Raw genomic sequence first — 20,917 nt, 5'->3', positions numbered from 1 at the left:
ATATAAAAATTTGCCAGGGAAGGCAAATAGCGCCCACAACAGAAAACAGACCATGAAAGAAAATAAAAAACTCCCCAACGACATAATGTCATTGATGTCAAATCCACCTCACACCTTAGATGATGTCTTCAACGACTTCGATAGGCTGGCTGAGAAACGCTTTATGGAAATTTATTCATTACGCCCATACGCAGAATTACTAGAAAATCATTCTAAAAAAATCCTTGACGAGAAACATACGATAAAGACCATAGACAAGGCATTTGAAAAACTACAAGGAAATATACTCAATCATAACAGCAACCTAGATTACTACGGAAAAATGTGTCTAACTTTCCGAACCATGGCTGATCAGCTAGACAGGGATAGCAACCAGCCTGCGGCTATCTGGGGACTTATAATGTCTGCCTACTTCCTAGGGGCGACCAGCACAGCATCCGACATAATTACAAACAAACATATAGATACATTAGAGAAAAACGAAGCAGCAGCAAAAGCAAAAAACTCAGTCTATGCAGAATCGCGAAGCTACTTCATCAAGTGCATAAATGAAAAAAGCCCAGAAAGTGGCTGGAAGACAACAAGTCATCTTGCCTCAGAGCTATCCGACCATATCGTAAACTACGAAAGAACTACCCTTAAACTTAATTCCCCGGAAGATATCACTACTAGACTCATGCGGTGGGCACGCGAATATCCAGACGTAGCGCTTGCTGTCTCGCAGCATGTACAAAGAAAAAGAAAGGGTACGCCTAAAAACTAAACTACTTTTTAACTCCGAACTTCACAGTCTAGGCCGACCTTTCCCAGAATGACTTTTAGGCATCCGGCCCTTTCCTAACGCCCTTTCGCCGCCAGCAAGATTAGGGCGTATAAGCAGGTCAGATTTTGCAAGATAGCCCGCCGCCATCTTAAGATTCTGAACCTTGTCAAAATCGCGCCAACTAACCACCCCCAGGGCGGGCTTATTATATTTTTCCTTCCTAGCATTGCAGTTAAAATAACATCCTTTGCTTTGAGTAATTTCCACCCACGCGTCTCCAAGCTCCTTAGCTATCGAGACATCTTCTCTATGCCTTGCCCCATTCAAGAACAGTAAGAAATGATAATGCCATCCCTGGAGCGGCCCATACTCCAACTTCCAGACATATCCACAAACGTCTTTACCAAAGCGTTTACCCTTCACAAACCTCAAGAAATTATTAAAATCACTCCTTGCAATATCAGCAGAACCTTCCTTCCGATTACCCCCCCGATCTCGTATCTTAAATCAACCCTCACGACTACTAATCTCGAATACCTGTGAAGCAAGGCATCCACATATAAGTTCAGTCCTGCTAAATTCTTTCTCGCATTACGCTCGGAATTTCTCAGGGTGTTTTTTAATGCACCGCCGTCATCAGACCCCAAAATCTCATCTTTTAGAATCTGAAAGGTTTTCACAGCGTCGTCCATTAGAAAGTTATTGGGATATGCAGACACCCCCCAAAAAGCATCATCGCTCCGCAAGCGTTCTATGGCCCTTGCAAATGCAGAGACATACGGATTAAAAGCTTCAGCTGAGAATTTTACTGCAAGGCAAGTAAAATCAATTCGCAGGCACTCAAGAGTCTTTCGCCCAAGCGGCGTTAAGCTCCTCCTTCCGCTTCTATTTACCGTAACCGTCTCTCTTTTAAATAGCAGCCCCATAACAACCTGAATCACGGAGCATACGTCATAAATCAAGCTCGACTCATCGGACTTAATCAAGATGTCACCTCCCTCTTCCGTGGTCATCAAGGCCCATTGACCTTCGACCATTTGATCGATCAGGTATTCGTCATCTAATATCTCAGCAAGCACGACCCCCTCCAACCATCCACAAAGAATCGATTAGATTATAAATACTTATAAAAACCAAAAATGCTCACGAGTGAAATCTTCAGCCACCTCGGGGAAAGTGGACTGACCCTCCCCTTGGATAGCAGAAAACCAATAAGCTAGATAGCAAACAGTTAGTGTTGTTCCTGATAAAGAACGACCTCGGACGCTCGCAATGCAATCCATTCATCCACGCTACTTTCGAGCCAACCCACTGCTGATAAGCCGAGCTTAAAAGGCCTAGGAAACGAATCATCAAACCTAGACGAACGTGGATTTAGACGGTCATAAATCGTAGAGCGTCCCAGCCCTGTCCTTTCTTGGACTTGCTTCAAACGTAAGACGCGATCTGAACCGTTAACAATTGGCATGGCTTCCTCCGCCTTCATAAACCGAGGACAAGCCTAGCTAGATGGTACGTCGGGTAAAACCACAGTGCCGTGGGACCTGTATTTTTTAGTTCCGATTTCAGCTGAAAACCTGGTTCCCACGCCGAAACATTTAGTTCCCGATCCCTAATTCCGGGGGCTAGAGGCCCGTCGTACCCCCTACGCTAGCCCAGCCGATTGCTTCAAATCCATCCCTCGGACGCCTTGGCGTAAGGATGCAGCGTGGTTGCCGCGTTTCAGCATGGGCTATCGGTGGTGCCGCTATCGCCCGGACGAGTGAGCAGCCTTTTGACTCGCGACAAGCGATCAAGCAGGGTAGAATCCAGCCCAAGCCTCTGACAGTCTGAATGCAGTGAATAGAATTTCTCTTCCATACCCTGAGATCACTAATCCAAAGCGCCATTTGGACTCTTCTGAAGCAGAAAGTAGACGGCTGTTTCCTTACTACGCTGGTTTTTCGGCTGCGTTTGTAGAGAGCACATTAGCCACTATTGAGTTGTCAAAAGAGGCTGTCATTCTAGACCCATGGAATGGTAGCGGTACTACTACATCTACAGCATTCCAGAAGGGCTTTACTGCGATAGGGTCGGACTTGAATCCTGCGATGATTTTGGTCGCTAAAGCGGGATTCGTCTCTAAGCTTGATATAGACAGCCTCGTGCCCCTGTCTCATTCTATCGTTGATAACATGAGCTTCTTGTCGGAGCCATTAATTCATGAGCCGCTTAGTAACTGGTTCAGTGATAAATCCGCACGATTGCTTAGAGAAATCGAAACGAGAATAAATCAAACATTGGTTTCGCACTCGACCTATCTATCATTAGACAATGCTGAGTCGTTAGAAAAACTAACACCCTTAGCATCGTTTTTCTACCTTGCTCTTTTCAGGGTTACCCGACGCCTGACACAGGAATTTGTTGCCTCTAATCCAACCTGGATTAAGGTTCCAAAAGATGACTCTAGCAAGAAACAATTAACAGGCACGCAAGCCATCAGTCTTTTCCTAAAAGAGGTTGAGACCCTGCGTGACCAGCATCACTTCATAAGCTCAAGTGACTTTGACACAAAGCGTATAAAGCTGAAGCTTTCCAACGCAGAGAACCTTCCCCTTGAGAAGGCTAGCGTAGATGCGGTTATTACATCACCGCCTTATTGCACGCGAATAGATTATGCAGTTGCCACTTATGTCGAGCTTGCAGTCCTGCGTATTGGCGGAGAAAGATTTTCACAACTGCGCCGCTCACTGACAGGAAGCTCTACAGTTGGAAAGACCAGCGGGGAAATTAAGCACGAATGGGGTAATGAATGTTCTGCCTTTCTGAATGCATTGATGAATCATCCATCCAAAGCTTCAAGCACTTATTATCTTAAAAACCATGTACAGTATTTTGAATCGCTTTACAAGTCACTCAGCGAGACTAGCAGAGTTTTGAAGCCCTCTGCCCCGTGCGTTCTTGTCGTACAGAATTCTTATTATAAAGAAATCAGGAATGACATAGCAAAGATCATTTGCCAAATGTCCGAGAGCTTATCACTCAAACCTACGCACCGAGCGGATTTTAACGCAACCCGCTCAATGGTAGATTTGAATAAAAACTCAAAAAAATATATTGGAAAGCGTTCCACCATCGAGAGTGTTCTTTTTTTTGAAAAGGCACTTTGATCTAGCCACTCAATTTCGATAGTTAGATCTATATCGAGGCTTCACAAATTTTAGCTCTAACGCATGCTCTTCAATTACATCCAAAAAATAAGAACATACGCTGTATACGACGTTCATTCTCAATTCTACATCCTGAATAGTGAGGCCACTTCCGGCTTCGCTTGCAGACTCACGCCCGTGCGCTACAGCATTGCGCTTTTCTGTTATCTCCTTGAAATATCCAACCTCACTTTCATTTGCGGTTGCAGGCTTTTCAATACCCAAGCACAAAAATATTTCCAATACTGTCTTGGGATAAACGTTGTGCAGAAAAGTACCAAATACAGTATCCGGGATCACACAGGCATCCTGAGACTCCATTGCACTGAAAAGAGCCCTCCTCGCTTCCCACTTCTTCTTCTCCCCGCTATCACGCACTGATGTTAATTGAGAATTCATGGCAATGGAATTTAGCGAGTGCTCTAGATGTTTTGTACTAACACTCAGCCCGGATAAATGGTTAATAAAGCATTGCACTCCTTGGGTGATAGTGTACTCAAGCGTACCGTACAACGAAACGTATACCATGCCTCGCAAAGTTAGCGACAAAGCTGTTGGCGGGCTTGGCAGGCCTTCTTGAGGCTCTTCTAGCTTTATCCTAGCAAACAGCTCGCGTGCTTCTCCAAGTCTTTGGTTAAAGCCGTCCCGAACAAAGCTACATATCGTCATAGCGCGTCACGCACAAATTCAATTCGACCCACAACATACTTCCGCTGATTAGATCCAGCGCCCGTATACGTTTTTAACGTTTTGTCATCAATCAAAGGCGGTAGCTTATTAGAGTCAACTGCCGTTCCTTGACGCAAGGCTAAAGCCACACCAACAGCAAAAGCCTCATAAAGGTTCACTGGAGTAACCGTTCTTCCTCGGGATATGCCGTTAGGGAACGCTGCGTGAAGTAAATCCATAGTTTGCTCGAAAACTGCCTTCTCAGCAGCAGTTACCTTCACATTTCGACGCTTGTTCATGTAATCGTTAAGGAAGTCTTTAACGAGATGATTGAACTTATCATAGCCATCCAGATAGGCGAAGAATCGCAAAACCAGCTCTTCATACGTGCCATTCGCCCCTTTGCTGTCTTTGACCTTGACTACACTGCGGAACGTGTCCAGAGAAGCAAGAGCTTTTATATCTTCGTTGAATGGCCCCCGATAGACACAGTTTCGAATTTCTTGAGCCGTTAGCGAAACACCTCCTGTGTTAAGACGCTCAAACAGGTCGAACCTTACCGCTAGATCACTTCGATCATTTAGAACCGTTACCCGCACTGGCCTTGTCAAAAAGTGAAGCTGTATTGATTTCGGCAGGTCGTCAAATTTCACCCCATCTAGATGATTGAGTTTATCTACACCCTTAATGACCAGCGGACTATCTCGTTTTATTCTTTCCAACAGTGCTGCCGTGCCAACGAAGTGGCTTAATGAGCCCAGCCGCTGTACTCCATCAACCACCTCCCAAGTGGAATCCGGATTAGTGGCCATGAAAAGACTAGGAACAGGTATACCGAGGAATACCGACTCGATGAGAACAGATTGTCGTTCAGGCTCCCAGATGAATTGACGCTGATACTCCGGCGGTACAAAAATGGCATCCGATTCAACCATATCGAGGATTTGTCTTACCGACAAATCATAACTATCAAAAGATACGGTTTTGCGCTTGCTCTCTAACTGACTCTGAATTTGACTAATTTGCTTTGACGTAAGCGGCACGGCTCAACCTCCTTTTCAAATAGTAACCCCATCCTTAAACGCATCGAATGGAAGCAATTTTGGCACTACATGACAGTCATGATATCCCATCAAGGAGCTGTTAATCATGTCATCACACTGCCCACGTTGTAACTCGCCGAAAGTCACGTTTTCCCGCCAAGCGATGAAGATCACCGCCACCATCGGCACGATAGGGGGGGCAGTGCAGGGAGCTGCTGGCGCTATCGTCGGCAGCCGGATTGGAGCAAGGCTGTGTGCCTTGAGTACCCTGGCCCACCCTTTGGGATCATTAGCCGGGAGAATCTTGGGAGGCTTAGCTGGAGGAGTCGCTGGTTGCGTTTTCGGGGCTCAGTTGGGCGAGAAACTCGACCGCCATGTCTTGGCGCACAACCAATGTCAGATTTGTGGACACCGCTTCAATTTGCCAGTCGAGTAACCGCTACCGCAGAGACCTTCCACGTTGGATGCGTGCGTCGTGGAGGAGCTCTAGGTTGCGGTGCTTCGCAGGAGGCTGCCTAGCTGCGTGCCTGTGATCACAGGCACGCATCCCTGAGGAGATCTGAGGGTTTGCAGTGGACCGCATCGGCGATCCGCAAAATGTTGAGAAAAGTAACGTTCCTCTCTCCCCTCTCAATTTTTCCCATGTGAGAACGATCTACCCCCGCAGCATCAGCCAAAGCTTCTTGCGATAGGTCAAGGGACAATCGGCGAGCTCGGATCGCGGAGCCCAACTTCTTGAGGTTGCCATCAGTGTCGAGGATTGCGGAGATTCTTGCCATGGGCAAAATCGTCTCGCTATGATGCCTCTAAGACCACGGCATTTACGACCCATTCAGTGAGAATGGCTTGGCCACTGCACCGGGCAGCACCGACTAACCCCGAGTCAAGATCACAACGACGACTCCATCATTTAAAAGTGAATCCTAGGAAATAGCCTTACACAAGGAATAGATGCAATGAAAATACAAATCGCCGCCAGCATGCTCATGCTAATATCGGCTACTGCTTTCGCCAATGACACCTATAACACTAATGGGGCTATCTTCCCAGACGAGAAATCACGGCAAGGTTTGCCTTACGCCATCCCATGTAAAAATAACGACTTTGGCGAATATAAATCTATAAGCTGCACTTGGCTTGAGTTCCCTAGAAGCATCGTTGAGTATGACAAAAGCCAAGGCCGAAACGTAAGTTACAGCAACCAATATTCAGGTCGTTGCATCAATGATCGTTGTATGCTGAGCGACGGTAGCGCTCAGGTGGGGAACTGGAAAAACAATACTAACTTTAAGCTTTCAATTTGGTACTACATCGCTGAAAGCACTGACGGAAAGCCCGTGGCGTATAGAAATGATGGCGGCCCGTATGTAAAGAACGGCAAGCCTGCCAGCTACGCCCAAGCAGGCGAGATGCTATGGAAATTTTATAAAGACTCAGGGGTTAACGATAAGCTTTTTGCGAACACGTTCAACCGCCGCTACGATGGGGGCGTTAAGCAATTCGAACTAGATAGATCGGGCAAGTCTCGGTCCCAGCACCAAAGTAAGAACATCAAAGTCACTGAGGCCTGGTGCAATCCCCAAGCAGACGACGATTGCTATATCAACAAGAACAAAGTGCCCAAGAAAAAGCTAGGTGAGTACCTGCCCCAGGTGACTCCGGAGCAGGTCAGCGCTGCCGGGGGCTATTGCGAGTATCCTATTTGCTACGACGAAAACGACACTCCAATAGGCATGCGGTAAGCGGAAGAACAGGGGCAACTGAGCTTGCCCCTTTTATGCCGCCAGGAACCACCTACTCCTCGGACGAGAGAGCTATGGCACACAATCCCTAGCCCAGCTTTCTGGTAAAGTCGATCATCTGTGTCACCCTTGCCTCCCTTGAATCCCTCACGCCTAGCTCATCTGGGGGAACAAATGGGGGTACAGGCACACATGAACCGTTGAAATCCTTTAAATACAGCACCTTAGGCGAATAAAAAACCGGCCACAAGCCGGCTTTTTAATGCCTGAAAGAAAAGCCCTGTAGTTTCCGATGCAGCGCTTGCGGCCAGAAAAGATGGCACTCTAGAATCACTCCACTGTTTCAAGGCCCCACGGATTGCGGGTCACCATTTGCGTGGGGCAGATCAGGCTTTAGCCAGTTGCAATGATATGCAGGTCAAGGAGACCACCATGTCGGAAATCAGAAACATCAAGGAACAGAAACTTCTCTACCATCTCACTTCGGTTGAAAACCTGGATGGCATTTTCAAGGAAGGCTTGAAACCACGCGCCAGCCTTTCGGGATTCAATGATGTGGCAGATCCCGACATCCTCAAGAAGCGACAAGCTTTGCAGTTGGAACACTACGTCCCCTTTCACTGGTTTGCAGGAAACCCATTCGACGGAAGTGTGCAACGTAACAGGCCTTTCACCCAGTTTGTGCTGATCACGGTCTATCGATCCACGGCAAAGAAAAACGGTTGGAAAGTCATTCCTCGTCACCCACTGGCGGGAGACTCGATAGATTTGCTCGACTATGACCAAGGCTTTGAAAGCATCGATTGGGATATCATGAACAGTCGCGAATATCATGATTCACATTGTAAAAGCATCTGCATGGCCGAATGTCTTGCCCCAGGGGTCGTGAAGCCTGCTGACTTCTTCAAGATCTTCACGCCCAACGACGAAGTCGATGCGCTCTGCGCAGCTAAAATGCGGGCCGCCGGTGTTAATGTACTCACCGGCGTCAATCAGAGAATGTTTTATCAATGAACTACACCAACCTGAATCCAGAGAAAGCTCTGATTTGGCGTATCGTCCATCGCGACAACCTGCCCTGGATTCTGGAAAACGGTCTGCACTGCTCCAACTCGCAAACACAAGCACCGCAGTACGTGAACATCGACAACGTCGATCTGATCGACAAGCGCCGAACCCGTCAGGTGCCTATCGCGCCGGGAGGAGTGCTGGCCGACTACGTGCCCTTCTATTTCACCCCTTTCTCGGTGATGATGCAGAACATCCACTCGGGCTGGAGCGTTCAGCAGCGTCACAACGACGAAATCGTGATTCTGGTGTCCAGCCTGTATCGGATTGCGGAACTCGGCCTGCCGTTTGTCTTCACAAACGCACACGCCTATCCGGGTTGGACTGACTATTACAGCGACTTGGCGAATCTAGGCCAGATCGATTGGTCTATCCTTCAACGGCGCGACTTCAAGCGCGATCCTGATGACCCCCGCAAAATGGAGCGGTATCAGGCTGAAGCGCTGATCCACCATCACCTGCCGATTACGGGACTGCTGGGCATCATGTGCTACTCCGATGCGATGAAAGTACGCATTGAGCAAGACGTCGCCGCCAGGAGCCTGACGTTGCCTGTCCATGCACGTCCGACATGGTATTTCCAATGATCCGATTCACCCAAGGCAACCTTCTGGAAGCCAAGACCGAAGCCCTCGTCAACACGGTGAATACCGTGGGCGTGATGGGCAAGGGCATCGCCCTGATGTTCAAGGAACGCTTTGCGCAGAACTACCGCTTGTATGCAGCCGCTTGCAAGGCCGGAGAAGTGGAAACCGGAAAGATGCACGTGACGGCCACCAACGAACTGGACGGCCCTCGCTGGATCATCAACTTCCCGACCAAGCGCCATTGGCGCTCACCGTCACAGATGGCCTGGATAACGGAAGGCCTGCACGATTTGCGCCGGTTCTTGATTGAAAATGACGTGAAGTCCGTTGCGGTTCCACCACTCGGCGCCGGCAACGGTGGATTGAAGTGGCCTGAAGTCCGTGAACAAATCGTGGAGGTATTGGGGGATGTGGATGCCGACGTATTGGTCTTCGAGCCCTCCAACCAGTATCTGAATGTTGCCAAACGCAGCGGTGTGGAGAAGCTCACGCCGGCCCGTGCCCTCATCGCCGAACTGGTGAGGCGCTACTGGGTATTGGGCATGGAGTGCAGTCTGCTGGAGATTCAAAAGCTGGCGTGGTTCCTTGAACGCGCCATCGAGAAGCTTCCGGAGACAGAGAACCCGCTAAACCTGAAGTTTGTCGCGCATAAATTCGGCCCCTACGCCAATCGGCTGGAGCACCTGCTCGACAATCTCGACGGCAGTTACCTGCACTGTGAAAAGCGCATCAGCGATGCCGGCATCGATGACGTGATCTGGTTTGACCAGACACGCAAAACCTTTTTACAGACGTATCTCAACACTGAGGCCAAGGAATATTCTCCGGCGTTGGAACGCACCGCCGAACTGATCGACGGGTTTGAATCGCCCTTTGGAATGGAATTGCTGGCGACAGTGGACTGGCTCTTGAGCCAGCAAGGCATTTCCCCGACTGTAGCGGCTGTTCGCGAAGCTTTGCAGCATTGGGACGGTGGCGTCGGCGCTGCCACCCGCAAGAACAGATTGTTCAATGATCGGGCACTTGAAATCGCACTCAAACGCCTGACCTCCAGTAGTTTCCGCCCCGAGCTGGCGGCCTGAGCGACTCACTGGCCCCAGCCCCCGATCTACCTCGCCTCCAACGATGATGACGAAAACATGTGCCGCAACTCTGCTGCACATGTTGAAGCCTCACCCGTGCATGTCCCGGCAAAACCCGCCACTTGCCAACCTCACCCCCCTCGGTGCTAAATCCCGCCCTTGCAGCGAACCTCAACGACTCCCCCTCCACCGACCGGATTTCGGTACTGAGCCCCGTAGGGAACCCAAGGAATGGCGCTTCACATCCCTACCCTGCTGGCCGTGTCGGTCTTCGTGTTCTTTTTGATGGGGCTGTTGACGCTCCATGCCTGGCATCGCGAGACCCGCGAACGGCCGCTGGCGTACCTGGGCGGCATGATGTTGTCGGCAACCTTGGGCATGCTGCTGGTCAGCTGGCGCGACCACGGCATCGATATCATTCCGATCGTGATCGGCAACGTGATCCTGCTGCTCGGCGCGGCGCTGAACTGGACGGCGATCCGCGTATTCGTCGGTCGCTCGCCCTCGGTTCCGGGCATGTTGGCCGGGGCCGTCATCTGGCTGAGCCTGTGCCTGATCCCTGCCTTCTACGGCGACATGTCGGCCCGGGTGACGGCGTATTCGCTGCTGACGGTCGGTTACGGTGTGCTCACGGCGCTGGAGTTCTGGCGCGGCCGCAAGCATCTGGAGGTCGCGTTCATGCCGGCGCTGGCGCTGATCCTGCTGCACACCGTGTTCTATGCCGTGCGCAGCGTCACCGACCAAGGCCTGAAACCGGATCACAGCGCATCGGGCACGGTCAGCGGTGCGCAGTTCTTTGCGTTCATGCTGTTCGAGTCGATGCTGTACGTCATCGGCATCGGCTACATGACGCTGGCGATGGTGAAGGAACGCGCCGAACTGAAGTTCAGGGCCGCCGCATTGACCGACCCGCTGACCGGCATCGGCAACCGCCGCGCCTTCATGCTTCACGCTGCGCAAAAGCTGGCCGACAGCAAACGGCGGGGAGAGACGGCGGCAATGCTGCTCTGCGACCTGGATCACTTCAAGAACCTGAACGACACCTATGGGCATCCCGCAGGCGATCAGGCCTTGGTTGCGTTCAGCCAGGTGATGGCCCAGAGCCTGCGCAAGCAAGACGTCTCCGGCCGGATCGGTGGCGAGGAGTTCGCCTGCCTGCTGGGGGCCTGTGACGAACAGACCGCTGTGCAGGTGGCGGAGCGTATGCGGTTGACCTTCTCGCGCTTGCCCATGCCGGCGCCGGGCCTGCTCAGCGTCAGCATCGGTGTGGTCACGACACGGGAGTCGGGTTATGACCTGTCACGCCTGCTCTCGGAAGCCGACGAAGCGTTGTACGGCGCCAAGGACAGGGGGCGCAACCGCGTGCTGACCCTGCGTCAGCTGTACCTGAGCCTCACGGATAACTGAACGACTTCACCAGCGTCAGTTCCCCCACCGCCCTCATCGGCACCACGAACGTCTCCATCTTCTCACTCGGCGTGCCTTCTTCGGTGATCACCGTCACCTGCGCCGTGGTCAGCGGCTGCACCGCCTCCTCGCCGCCTTCGTCGTCCCCGCGGTAGCCGCCGCCGTAGTAGTTCACGTAGACCAGGTACTGGCCCTTGATCGGCGCGGGCATGGCGAAGATTTCCGGGCCGTAGCCGGTGGTGACGTCGACGTCCAGGGCGGCGCCGTTGGGGGCGGTGCGGTCGCCGTACCAGATGTGGGCGCCGTCCGGGGTGACGAGGTGCAGGTCGAGGTCGGTGCCGTCGCTGTCCCAGGCCAGCAGCACGCGCAGTTTGGCCGGGGTGGCGCCGCCGCTGGCGTTGAGGAACTGGGTGCGGTGGCGCTGCTGGCCGTCGGGGCTGCGGACTTCGACGCTGTTGCTGCCGTTGGGGAAGGAGAACGGGCGGTCGAAGCGGCCGGCGTCATCGATCTTCAGCGGCATGCTGACGCCGTTGACGATAAGCCGGCCGGGCGCGTTGCCCTTGGGCGCGGCCTGGATCTGGCCGCTGATGCGCGCGGTGTTGGCCTGGCCGGTCGGGGTGTTGACCGACGAGGCCGGGTAGTTGACGGTCTGGCGGAAGCTTTCGCTTTCGCCCTCCGGCGCGCCGGTGCGCCAGCCGCCGACCGGGGTGTCGAGTTTGACGCCGTCGGCGGCCGACGCCGGCGACAGCGCGGCGAAGGCACAGAGCAACAGCAAGACCTGTGGATAACGGAGTGTCATGGTCTATTCCAGCAAAAGGTGACGGGCAAGCCCTTCGATGTAGGTTTCGTCCTGGCCGTTGGGGTGTGCCTCGAAGGCCAGGTGCAGGTATTCGTGGGTCAGGTCGAGGCGGTCCTGCAGGGTGAGGACGCCGCGCACGTAGATGCGCTGGCGTTCGCGGTCGACGAACGGCCGCCCGAACGCGAGCTTGCAGACCGCAAAGGTGCTGACCTCGTTGTACCCGGTTTCGCCTTCCAGCCTCGGGCGCCAGCCGCGCCGCTGCTTCTGCAGCCAGTCCTGGGCCGCAGGCAGCGCCTCGCAGGAGGCGACCGGGTTGTCCCAGCGGCTGAGGCTGGCGCGGGGATAGGCGTGCAGCAGGATCGCGTCGTAGCGCTGGCCGGCGTTGGCCTGTTCGACGGCCTGCTGCCAGGCGAGCCTGTCCGGGCCCGGCTGGTCGGAGTGATAGGTGACGGTGCTGCCGGCCAGCACCAGATCCGCCGTCCACGCCGCGATCCCGCGTGACTCGGCGGACGCCGGGCGCGGAGCGACCCGCTGGCGGTTGCTGCTGTCGTCGATGCTCAGGCACTCGCCGCTGCGCGCGGCGTTCTGCAGCAGGTAGGTGCGGATCGCCACGGCCAGGGCCTTGGCGGCTTCGGCGGGTTCGGACCTGGCTTCGCGGTCGAGGACGCGGGCGACGTACTCTTCGCGGTCCAGCCGCGCCACCAGCCTGTCGTTGAGCAGGAACAGTTCGCCAGCGCTGTGGATATCCAGCGCATTGCCGTTGGCGAACTCGACGCGGTAGTCGCCGGCCAGCGGACCGGAGGTCACGGCGTGCCCCGCCGACATCACACGCGCAAGCGGGTAGCGCGAGAACAGCCCCACTTCGACGCAACGCCCGGACTCCGCCGGCCACGGGGCCGGCAGCACCGAAGCCAGCGCCTGCCCGTACTGGCGCAGCACCACCTGACTGGTGCCGCGCCCGCCCGCCCACACCGGCGCACCGTCCGCGGTCCAGCCGGCGAACCCGCCCTGGCGCGACGCCGCGTCCTGATCGCCGAGCCAGCTCCAGGTCTTCACCCGCAAGCGTCCGCCCAGCTCGCCGACGACGTTGCCGTCCGCCGCGCCCAGCACCACATCGAGCAGCACCCGGCGCATCTGCGCCTGGGCGGGAACGGACGCCAACACCCGCAGCAGTTCGGCCACCGAAACCCGTTGCGCCGGTTGCACCGACGGCAAGTCAAGCAACCATCCCGGTGCGTTGCGCACCTGCCAGTAACGACGCCAATCGGCAGCGGAAATGCCCAGCCGCGCCGGCTCGAAATACAGCCCGCAGGACTTCACCAACGCCTGATCGCGCTCGACCTTGCCGCCGGCGGAGCAGCAGTAGACTTCCTCTTTCGACTGCCCGCGGCATTCATAGGCCGGCTCCCGGGCACCGGTGTCCGCCAGCCAGGCGTAGACGAACAGTTTCCACAGGCTGCCCAGCGGCGTCTGCAACGTCGCGGGCAACGGCTCACGGTTGATCAGCTGCGTGCGGTTCAGCGACAGCAACTCACCCTTGTACGCCAGGCGCAACGGCTCGTCCTGCGCCGTCGCCAGCGCAGGAACCAGACACAACAGCAGCCAGACCAGCGGCCGGCTCATGTCAGTTGACCGTGACCTGACCCAGGGCCGCTTTCGCTTCCTGGGCCTGATGCTGCGGCGCATACACCTGGGTGAAACGCACCGGCGGCAGGTTGAACTGGCCCTTCTGCGAGAAGCGCACCAGATGCCGCAGGCGCAGTTCGCCGCTCAGGGCATCCACCGGCACCGCGTAGGCCAGCTGCCCCGGCTCGAAGCGGGCCTTCTCCAGCGCGGTCGGTTCGGTGCCGTCCTTGCCTTGCAGCTTGATGCCCCAGGTGGTGCGCTCGACATCGGCACCCGGCGGCAGCGGCACTTCGAGCATGCCGTAGCGCAGCGGTCTGGCGGCTTTGCCGGTGAGGATCACTTCGTCCAGGTACAGGCTGTCGCTGGACAACGGCTTGTTGCCCACCGGCTCCAGCTTGAAGGTGAACGCTTCGTCGCCCGGCACCAGGCGCGACAGGCGCCGGGTGACGGTCACGGCCATCGGCTCGACCGAAGGTTGCGCGGTCTTGAAGCTCACCGCCGCACGCAGCGGACGCTCCTGCGTGCCGGACACCGACAGCACCGAAGGCACCGGCGCGGCACCCTGCCAGGTCCAGAACATCTCGCCGCTCGCACCGTACTGTTTCTTCCAGCCTTCGCCCGGCGCCAACGCAATGGTCGGCGACGCCTGTTCGATGCTGCGTTGCAGCCAGGTCAGCGCCAATGCGCGTTCCAGGGTCGACTGCTGCGGCAGCAGGCGTTGCAGCAAGGCCTTCGCCCGGGCCTGATCGAACGCTTGCAGCGACAGGTTCAGGGCTTCGGCGAACGGCTGCGAACTCACCGCCAACCGTTGCTGCGCCGCCTCCACCTGACGGTTGAACGCCTCCGGCAGCGCGACTTTCACCTGTTTGGCCAACGAGGCGGTCAGCACCCGCGCCGCCGCCAGCCCCAGCGCCGAGTCCGGATCGCCCATCACCAGGCTGTCCTCGCCGTCATCCAGCAGGGTTTCGGCATTGCCTTCGCCGGCCTTGGCCAAATCGTCCATCAGGCCGCTGAGCAAGGTGTTGACCGGCAAGTGCATCTGCCGGGCGAACGACAGGATCAGCGCCCGTTGCAGCAGCGGCGTGTTCGGCGCCTGCTTGGCGTAGACCTCCAGCACCCGTTGCCAGTGCTCCGGCGGCAGGGTCAGTTCCAGCGCCCGGCTGGCGTTCCAGTCGGCGTAGTAGGCGTAGGCGGTCAGGAACGCGTCCGGCTCGCCGTCCAAGCCCCACCACGTGAAGCTCGCCGACGGCCCGGCCATCTGCACCAGGCGCAGGCGGCTGTTCTGCATGATCAGGCGCAGGCGGTCGCGGATCTGCGGGCTCGACGCCAGCGACGGGTAGGCGATGCTCAGCGGCAGCAGGCGGCTGGCGGTCTGCTCGACGCCGCCGTACGGGTAGCTCAGCAAGTCATCGAGGGCCGAGCGGAACAGCGCCTGCGGGCTGTCATCCAGGCGCAGGCGGATATCCGTGGCGTCCGGCGGCAGGCTCAGCGGCGTGTCGCCGGCGGCCACGTCGAGGCTCTGGGTCTGGGTGACCTGCCAGCCTTCGCCGGTCGCGGTCAGGCGCACGACGAGCGAGTCGGCGGTCTTGCCGTCCTGCACCAGCTCCGCCGTCCACTCGCCGGACGCCAGGGTGAACGCCGGCAGCGGCAGGTAATTGATGCCGTTTTCGAGGGTCACCGGCAGGCGCTGCTCGGCGCCGGCGTAACGGGTCACCAGTTCGGCCTTGACCGGTTTCTCGGCCTGGCTGAAGGCGAACACGCCCAGTTGCGGCCGGTCGCCCTTGCGGAACGTGCCGGGCCCGCTCCACTTCAGGTACAGCGGTTTTTCCGAACGGACGAACTGCTTCTTCTGCCCCACCAGGCCGTCATCGGCGATGACCCGTGCGGTGATGCGCCAGCGGGTCAGCGAGTCCGGCATCTTGAAGGTGAAGCGGGCCTTGCCGTCGGCGCCGGTCAACAGCTCCGGCTGCCAGGCGGCGGTGTCGACGTCTTCGCGGCGCGGACGCTCCAGCACCTTCACGCCGCGCTCGCTGCGGTTGGCCTTGCCCGGTGCGCCGGGGCTGCCCGGCAGCGCCACGTCGTAACTGATGAACGAGAGGCTGGCGCTGGTGCGCACGTTGTTGCGGCGCGGGTGGTAGAAGAACTGGTCGATGGTCGGCGCGATCTCCGGCTGCAACGCGTAGACCATTTCATCGACGACGCTGACCGTCAGGTGCGCCGGCACCGCTTTGCCGGCGAACTGGGTGGACAGGTCCACCGTCACCGTATCGCCCGGCAGGTACACCGGCTTGTCGGTGCTGATCGCCACATCGATCTGCGGCGCGGCCACTTTGATCCCGGCGTTCTGGAAGCTGTATTGGCCGCCCTTGGTGTACAGCGCCGAGAACGTCATGTTCGGCGCAAAGGTGTCCTTGACCGGGATGCGCGCGCGGTACTGGGTGTCGCTGAGTTTTTCCAGCTTCAGCCAGTCGCCGCCCTTGGCCAGCAGCGCGGTGGCTTCGACCTTGTCGCGTTCCAGCGACAGCAGCGCATCGCTGACCGGTTCCGGGAAGGTGATCAACGCCAGCGCTTCGTCGCCAGCCTTGTACTCGGGTTTGTCGAGGACGATCTCCACGGTGCCCGGCACTGCTTTCACGCCTTCGCCGGTCACCGAGTGGCCGGTGGCGCCGAGCACGCGGCCGTGCTGATCCTTGAGCGTCAGGTTGTAGGTGCCCGGACGCTCGAAGGCCAGGCTGAAGCCTTTGTCGCCGGCCGCCAGCTTGCCTTCGCCGGTGCTCTGGTCTTCCAGGCGCACCCAGCTGTAGCCGCTCGGCGTCACGGCCTTGGCCGGTTCGCTGCCGCCCTCGTTGACGTAGCTGAACGCGACCTTGTCGCCCGCCGCGCTGAAGCGCTGCGGCGCGCTCAGGCGGAAACTGGCCGCGCCCCGGTCGATGAGGATTTCCTTGGTGGTCTTGACCCGGTACGCCGCGCCGTCGCTGGCGAACACGGTGAGCATGTAGCGGCTCGGCTTGTCGGCGGCCGGCAGGTCCAGGGTCGCGTTGCCTTTGCCGTCGGTGGTCAGTTCGGTGCTGGTCAGTTCCACCGGGAACTGCCCCAGGTATTGCAGCTCGTTGTCGACCATCGACAGCTGCTGGGCCCGCAGGCTCAGGGTCAGCTTGGCGTTGGCCACCGGTTTGCCGTCCGGGTAGAGCAGCACCAGGCTGCCCTTGACCGGCTCGCCGGTGCGGTAATCCTGCTTGGCCAGGTTCAGCGAGATCTCGAAGTGCGGCTTGATGTACTCCGCCACCCGGAAAGCGCTGCTGTAGGCCTGGTCCTTGTAGTTGAAGCGCAGCTCGTAACCGCCGGCCACGGCGTTGTCCGGCAACTGGAAGCGGCCCTGGGTGCCGGCCTTCGAATCGAGTTTCAGGTCGAGGGTCTGCAGTTCGGTACCGGTGGCGTCGAGCACACTGACGCTGACGTCCGCCGCGCCCGGCGGCACGGAGTCCCGCGCGTTCTTGAACTCGCGGCCGACGATCTTCAGCGACACCCAGTCCCCCGGCCGGTACAGCGGCCGGTCGGTGAACGCATAGAGCTTGGTGTCGTAGATTTCACTGTCGTAGTAGAAGTTCTCGGAGACGAACACCCCGCCCTCTTCGTCCTCGCCGATCACGAACGAACGCTCGGGGCTGACGTGCTTCAGGCGCAGCAACCCATCGGCATCGGTGGCGCCGCTGCTCATCACGCCCAGGCCGTCGGTCCACAGCACGCTGGCCTTGGCCACCGAACTGCCTTCATGCTTGCGCGCCGCCCACACCAGCAACTCGTCGCCGGCGATCTTGCTCACCGCCACGGTGTTGGAGACGAACACCATGGTGGTCGCCCGGTACTTGCCCACCAGCGCTTCGACCAGGTACAGGCCCGGCTTCAGCTGGCCCAGCGGGATGTAGACGTTGCCCGGCGCGACGCTGACGAACTCGCTGGACGAACCGGCCAGCTTCACGCCTTCCGGCGGCTGGATCGGCTTGGCCTGCCACAGCGGATACCGGAACTGGGTGACCACCGGCAGGCCCGGAATCAGGGCGAACTGCGGCTGGGCGTCATACGGCGTCGGCGCGGCGATGGCGTTGCCCATCTTCAGCTCCGGCACCTCGTCGGTGACCTGCTTGCGCGACTCGTAGGAGAACGCCCGCTGCATCACCCGACGGGACTTGCGGTACCAGTTGTCCCACAGGTACGCCAAGGTGTTGGACAGGCCCTCACCCTTGAACTGGCCGTCGCTGGCCACCCGGTGCAGGTTCTTCTGGCGCTTGAGGAAGTCCAGCGGCTTGTCGATCCGGTACACCCGGATGTCGGCGCCGCCGTAAGGCTCCATGCGGAACCTGCGGTAATCGCGGCCCGGCGCTTCGAGGCGCACCATCGCCTGTTCGTCGCTGGCGAAACTGCTGTCGGCCAGCAGGAAGAAACTCTCGCCGGCCACCGGCGTGTAGCCGCTGGGCGCCACGGTGTCTTCGGCGTTCACGGTCGCCAATGGCAGCAGCAGCGCCAGCAGCAGAGGGATTTTCGAGCAAATGCGCAGCATGCGGGCACCGGTCATTGGGAGAGAAAGTTCAGTCGATAGACGCCGATGAAGTTGGGGTTGGCTGCGTCGGGAATCCATCGGGTGTCCTTCCATGTCATGAGTTGTTGCAGGCTTGCGGAGCGCATGCCGTTGTCGGTTGGGGTGGTGGTGCCGGTGTGGTAGGCGATGTAGCGGCCCATCCAGATCATCAGGTGCTGGTCGTCGCCCTGATCGAAGAACATCAGGTCGCCCGGCCGCGCCTGCGACACGTCGCGGCCCACCAGACGGCTGTTGAACTGGATCAGCTTGATCGCGTTGACGTAAGGCCCGACCTTGCCGCCGCCCTGCTGCCACTGCCGGGCGAGCTTGCGCTGGTCGGCGCTCAGCGCCAGCTCCGGCGGCAGGTAGCGGTTGGACAGGCCGTTGCTGCGCAGCCACTTGTCGTCATGCACTTTCAGCGCTTCGTTGGCGGCGAAACGCACCAGCCCCGCGCAGTCCTGCTGATACCAGCGCGGGCTCGGGCCTTGGCTCAGCTGTTCCTGGGCGATGCGCACGAACCAGGCGCGGAACACCTGGGACTGCTGCGGATCGAGCGCAGGGGTTTCCATGGCGCCGGCCTGGGCGCAGCACAGCAGCGCCAGCAGGCCGAGGCGGCGGATCAGTCCGGTCACAGTGCTTTCCACTCCAGCGGCAGCCATTGCCAGTGGCCGTCGGGCTCGCTGCCTTCGGGCAGGGTCAGGGCGTATTTGCCGTAGCCGCCGAGGGTGCGCAGTTTCGGGATCAGGTAGGTCTGCGCGGCGTTGTAGAACACCGGCTCCATGTCCTGCGGCAGGCTGTCGAGGGTTTCCTGCTGCATCAGTTGGGCGATCGCGTCCGGGCCGAAGTAGACCGGCATCAGCACATCCTTGGGCAGCACGTCGGCCATCGGCGGGAAACGCTTGTCGAGGGTGCCGAGGGCCTTGTCGACCAGTTTGTCGTCGAGGGAGAACAACAGGGTCGAGCCGTGGCGCGCCAGGCTGACCTTCATGAAGGCCCGGCCGGTGATGGCGTCGGGGTTCTCGGCGTCCCTGGCCGCATAGGGGCCGAAGTTCGAGCTGACCTGGCGCTGCCACAGGTGGCTCTGGCCTTCCTGCTTCTCCACCACCGGGAACGCGTGTTCGTCGACGTTGCTTTCATAGGCGCCGACCATCGAACCGAACAGCGCACCGAGGTCGCCGTCGAGCTTGTCGCCGTCGTTCAGGCTGGCCACCAGCAGCGGCGTGTACAGCCGCGAATCGGCGTACCAGCACAGCCCCGCCGCACCGGCCACGTGTTCGGTGAGCTTCTGTGCGGCGGCCTCTTCGGCACCCAGCTTCACCAGCAGCGGCTTCTGCGGTTCGGCGGCCACCGGCAAGGTCACGCAGGCGCTGGCGCCCAGGGGCATGGCCTGCCACACCGGCTTGAAGTCGAAGTCCGGCTGATTGTCGAGCTCGTCCATGGCCAGGAAGCTGTGCCAGCCCTTGTCGTCCATGTCGAAGCGCAGGCCGGCGAAGTTCGGGATGAAGCGCTGGTAGCCCATCGCAAGCACACTGGCGTTCGCCGACAGGCGCTGCTTGATCTGCGGCGCCTTGGCCGGCAGGCCGAAGGCCTCGGGGAACAGCTTCTGGCCGCCCAGCAGCGCCGCGAGCGCTTCGGGCGACACATGGCCCGATTCCTCGGACGCGCCGCTTTGCGGGTCGTAGTATTTGCTCGGGTTGGACAGCACCACTAACTTGTCGCCATGGGAGGCGAACAGCAGCGATTTGCCGGCGTTGTAGCTGAGCTGGTACAGCGGCACCGTGTCGCCGCCGACCTTGAGCTCGCCCAACTGGCCCAACTGCGAGTCGTCCAGCGCCACTTTCGCCAACGGCTCCAGCACCTTGGCCAGGCCGCCGCGATCCATCACCAACAAGAAATCCTTCAGCCGGCCGTCGGCCCCGCGCCACAGCGCCACGTCCGCCGGCTGGTCGAACAGTTGCTCGATCAGGCTGTCCTGCAGTTTCAGGTCATGTTCGTAGACGATCCGCCGCAGGCTGCCGATCAGGCCGAGGCGGTCGGCATGGCTCTCGTAATAGAAGACGAAATCCTCGGTGAGCGTGGCCTTGAGGAACGGCACCGACAACAGGTCCTTGGGCAACTGGCTCAGGGAGCGGGTCTCCAGCAGCGCGTCGGGACGGCTCATGCCCAGCTTGTCGCTCGCCAGCTCCGCCGGTGGCGCCTTGGGCTTGTGCAGCAGCCAGCCCAGGCCGCCCGCCACGCCGGCCACCAGGCACAGCCCGGCCAGCAGCAGCGGCCAGCGCCGGGGAGGTTGGCCGGTCGGTGTCGGGACGGCCGGAGAAGCAGCGTTATCACTCATGTTCACAAAACCCGAGATTCATCCGTGGACGG

At 58.3% G+C, this 20,917-nt stretch carries 20 protein-coding genes; 9 read left to right on the top strand and 11 right to left on the bottom strand.

Going from position 1 to position 20,917, the window contains the following annotated elements; translation table 11 throughout:
* Positions 1-52 precede the first annotated feature (52 nt).
* The gene (locus KVG96_RS00590) at positions 53-763 is read left to right on the top strand and encodes a hypothetical protein (protein ID WP_217890434.1); all 711 of its coding nucleotides are present in this window, start codon (positions 53-55) and stop codon (positions 761-763) included.
* Between the two features lie 21 nt (positions 764-784).
* On the opposite strand, the gene KVG96_RS27715 is transcribed toward KVG96_RS00590, so the two are convergent.
* The 3 genes from KVG96_RS27715 to KVG96_RS00575 form a co-directional block, all read right to left on the bottom strand.
* Positions 785-1,186, bottom strand: a complete 402-nt coding sequence (locus KVG96_RS27715) for a YagK/YfjJ domain-containing protein (RefSeq protein ID WP_217890433.1) — start codon at positions 1,184-1,186, stop codon at positions 785-787.
* A 5-nt stretch (positions 1,187-1,191) separates the two neighbouring features.
* The gene (locus tag KVG96_RS00580) at positions 1,192-1,842 is read right to left on the bottom strand and encodes a hypothetical protein (protein ID WP_217890432.1); all 651 of its coding nucleotides are present in this window, start codon (positions 1,840-1,842) and stop codon (positions 1,192-1,194) included.
* Between the two features lie 152 nt (positions 1,843-1,994).
* Entirely contained in the window at positions 1,995-2,231 is a 237-nt protein-coding gene (locus KVG96_RS00575; RefSeq protein ID WP_217890431.1) for a helix-turn-helix transcriptional regulator, read from the bottom strand.
* 370 nt (positions 2,232-2,601) lie between these two features.
* Between KVG96_RS00575 and KVG96_RS00570 the strand changes: the two genes are divergently transcribed.
* Entirely contained in the window at positions 2,602-3,912 is a 1,311-nt protein-coding gene (locus KVG96_RS00570) for a DNA methylase (protein ID WP_367617466.1), read from the top strand.
* A 9-nt stretch (positions 3,913-3,921) separates the two neighbouring features.
* On the opposite strand, the gene KVG96_RS00565 is transcribed toward KVG96_RS00570, so the two are convergent.
* Complete coding sequence (locus KVG96_RS00565; protein ID WP_217890430.1) at positions 3,922-4,620, bottom strand: MAE_28990/MAE_18760 family HEPN-like nuclease; 699 nt, start codon at positions 4,618-4,620, stop codon at positions 3,922-3,924.
* Positions 4,617-5,663: a GmrSD restriction endonuclease domain-containing protein gene (locus KVG96_RS00560; RefSeq protein WP_217890429.1), complete on the bottom strand. Its 1,047-nt coding sequence runs from the start codon at positions 5,661-5,663 to the stop codon at positions 4,617-4,619. The genes KVG96_RS00565 and KVG96_RS00560 overlap by 4 nt, the downstream gene beginning before the upstream one ends.
* 106 nt (positions 5,664-5,769) lie before the next feature.
* Between KVG96_RS00560 and KVG96_RS27455 the strand changes: the two genes are divergently transcribed.
* Positions 5,770-6,099 carry a hypothetical protein gene (locus tag KVG96_RS27455; protein WP_049885380.1) on the top strand — a complete coding sequence of 110 codons (330 nt, stop codon included), beginning with the start codon at positions 5,770-5,772 and terminating at the stop codon, positions 6,097-6,099.
* A 97-nt stretch (positions 6,100-6,196) separates the two neighbouring features.
* On the opposite strand, the gene KVG96_RS00555 is transcribed toward KVG96_RS27455, so the two are convergent.
* Positions 6,197-6,442: a helix-turn-helix domain-containing protein gene (locus KVG96_RS00555; protein WP_031638638.1), complete on the bottom strand. Its 246-nt coding sequence runs from the start codon at positions 6,440-6,442 to the stop codon at positions 6,197-6,199.
* A gap of 177 nt (positions 6,443-6,619) precedes the next feature.
* On the opposite strand from KVG96_RS00555, the gene KVG96_RS00550 reads away from it, so the two are divergent.
* From KVG96_RS00550 to KVG96_RS00530, 5 genes are all read left to right on the top strand, one after another.
* Entirely contained in the window at positions 6,620-7,405 is a 786-nt protein-coding gene (locus KVG96_RS00550; RefSeq protein ID WP_217890428.1) for a hypothetical protein, read from the top strand.
* Positions 7,406-7,837: 432 nt separating this feature from the next.
* Positions 7,838-8,419, top strand: coding sequence for a DarT ssDNA thymidine ADP-ribosyltransferase family protein (locus KVG96_RS00545; protein WP_217890427.1), 582 nt, complete (start codon positions 7,838-7,840; stop codon positions 8,417-8,419).
* Complete coding sequence (gene darT, locus KVG96_RS00540) at positions 8,416-9,060, top strand: type II toxin-antitoxin system toxin DNA ADP-ribosyl transferase DarT (protein WP_217890426.1); 645 nt, start codon at positions 8,416-8,418, stop codon at positions 9,058-9,060. Before KVG96_RS00545 ends, darT begins: the two co-directional genes overlap by 4 nt.
* Complete coding sequence (darG, locus tag KVG96_RS00535) at positions 9,057-10,142, top strand: type II toxin-antitoxin system antitoxin DNA ADP-ribosyl glycohydrolase DarG (protein ID WP_217890425.1); 1,086 nt, start codon at positions 9,057-9,059, stop codon at positions 10,140-10,142. Before darT ends, darG begins: the two co-directional genes overlap by 4 nt.
* 231 nt (positions 10,143-10,373) lie before the next feature.
* Positions 10,374-11,549, top strand: a complete 1,176-nt coding sequence (locus tag KVG96_RS00530; protein WP_217890424.1) for a GGDEF domain-containing protein — start codon at positions 10,374-10,376, stop codon at positions 11,547-11,549.
* On the opposite strand, the gene KVG96_RS00525 is transcribed toward KVG96_RS00530, so the two are convergent.
* Together KVG96_RS00525 and KVG96_RS00520 are read right to left on the bottom strand one after the other, a co-directional pair.
* Entirely contained in the window at positions 11,536-12,348 is an 813-nt protein-coding gene (locus KVG96_RS00525) for a YfaP family protein (RefSeq protein ID WP_217890423.1), read from the bottom strand. The genes KVG96_RS00530 and KVG96_RS00525 overlap by 14 nt on opposite strands.
* Positions 12,349-12,351: 3 nt before the next feature.
* Positions 12,352-13,776 carry a DUF2300 domain-containing protein gene (locus KVG96_RS00520; RefSeq protein ID WP_225927257.1) on the bottom strand — a complete coding sequence of 475 codons (1,425 nt, stop codon included), beginning with the start codon at positions 13,774-13,776 and terminating at the stop codon, positions 12,352-12,354.
* Between KVG96_RS00520 and KVG96_RS27690 the strand changes: the two genes are divergently transcribed.
* Entirely contained in the window at positions 13,675-13,980 is a 306-nt protein-coding gene (locus KVG96_RS27690; RefSeq protein ID WP_225927256.1) for a hypothetical protein, read from the top strand. The genes KVG96_RS00520 and KVG96_RS27690 overlap by 102 nt on opposite strands.
* Here KVG96_RS27690 and KVG96_RS00515 read toward each other — a convergent pair.
* From KVG96_RS00515 to KVG96_RS00505, 3 genes are read right to left on the bottom strand one after another with little or no spacing between them, the layout of a single operon-like run.
* Complete coding sequence (locus tag KVG96_RS00515) at positions 13,973-18,547, bottom strand: alpha-2-macroglobulin family protein (RefSeq protein WP_217890421.1); 4,575 nt, start codon at positions 18,545-18,547, stop codon at positions 13,973-13,975. The two genes, KVG96_RS27690 and KVG96_RS00515, sit on opposite strands and share 8 nt — an antisense overlap.
* Positions 18,544-19,209 carry a DUF1175 domain-containing protein gene (locus KVG96_RS00510; protein WP_437180474.1) on the bottom strand — a complete coding sequence of 222 codons (666 nt, stop codon included), beginning with the start codon at positions 19,207-19,209 and terminating at the stop codon, positions 18,544-18,546. The genes KVG96_RS00515 and KVG96_RS00510 overlap by 4 nt, the downstream gene beginning before the upstream one ends.
* Positions 19,179-20,885, bottom strand: a complete 1,707-nt coding sequence (locus KVG96_RS00505) for a DUF2138 domain-containing protein (protein WP_217890419.1) — start codon at positions 20,883-20,885, stop codon at positions 19,179-19,181. The genes KVG96_RS00510 and KVG96_RS00505 overlap by 31 nt, the downstream gene beginning before the upstream one ends.
* Positions 20,886-20,917: the final 32 nt, after the last annotated feature.

It is taken from the genome of Pseudomonas ekonensis (assembly GCF_019145435.1).
Classification (GTDB): Bacteria; Pseudomonadota; Gammaproteobacteria; order Pseudomonadales; family Pseudomonadaceae; genus Aquipseudomonas; species Aquipseudomonas ekonensis.
This window is presented reverse-complemented; position numbering and strand designations above follow the sequence as displayed.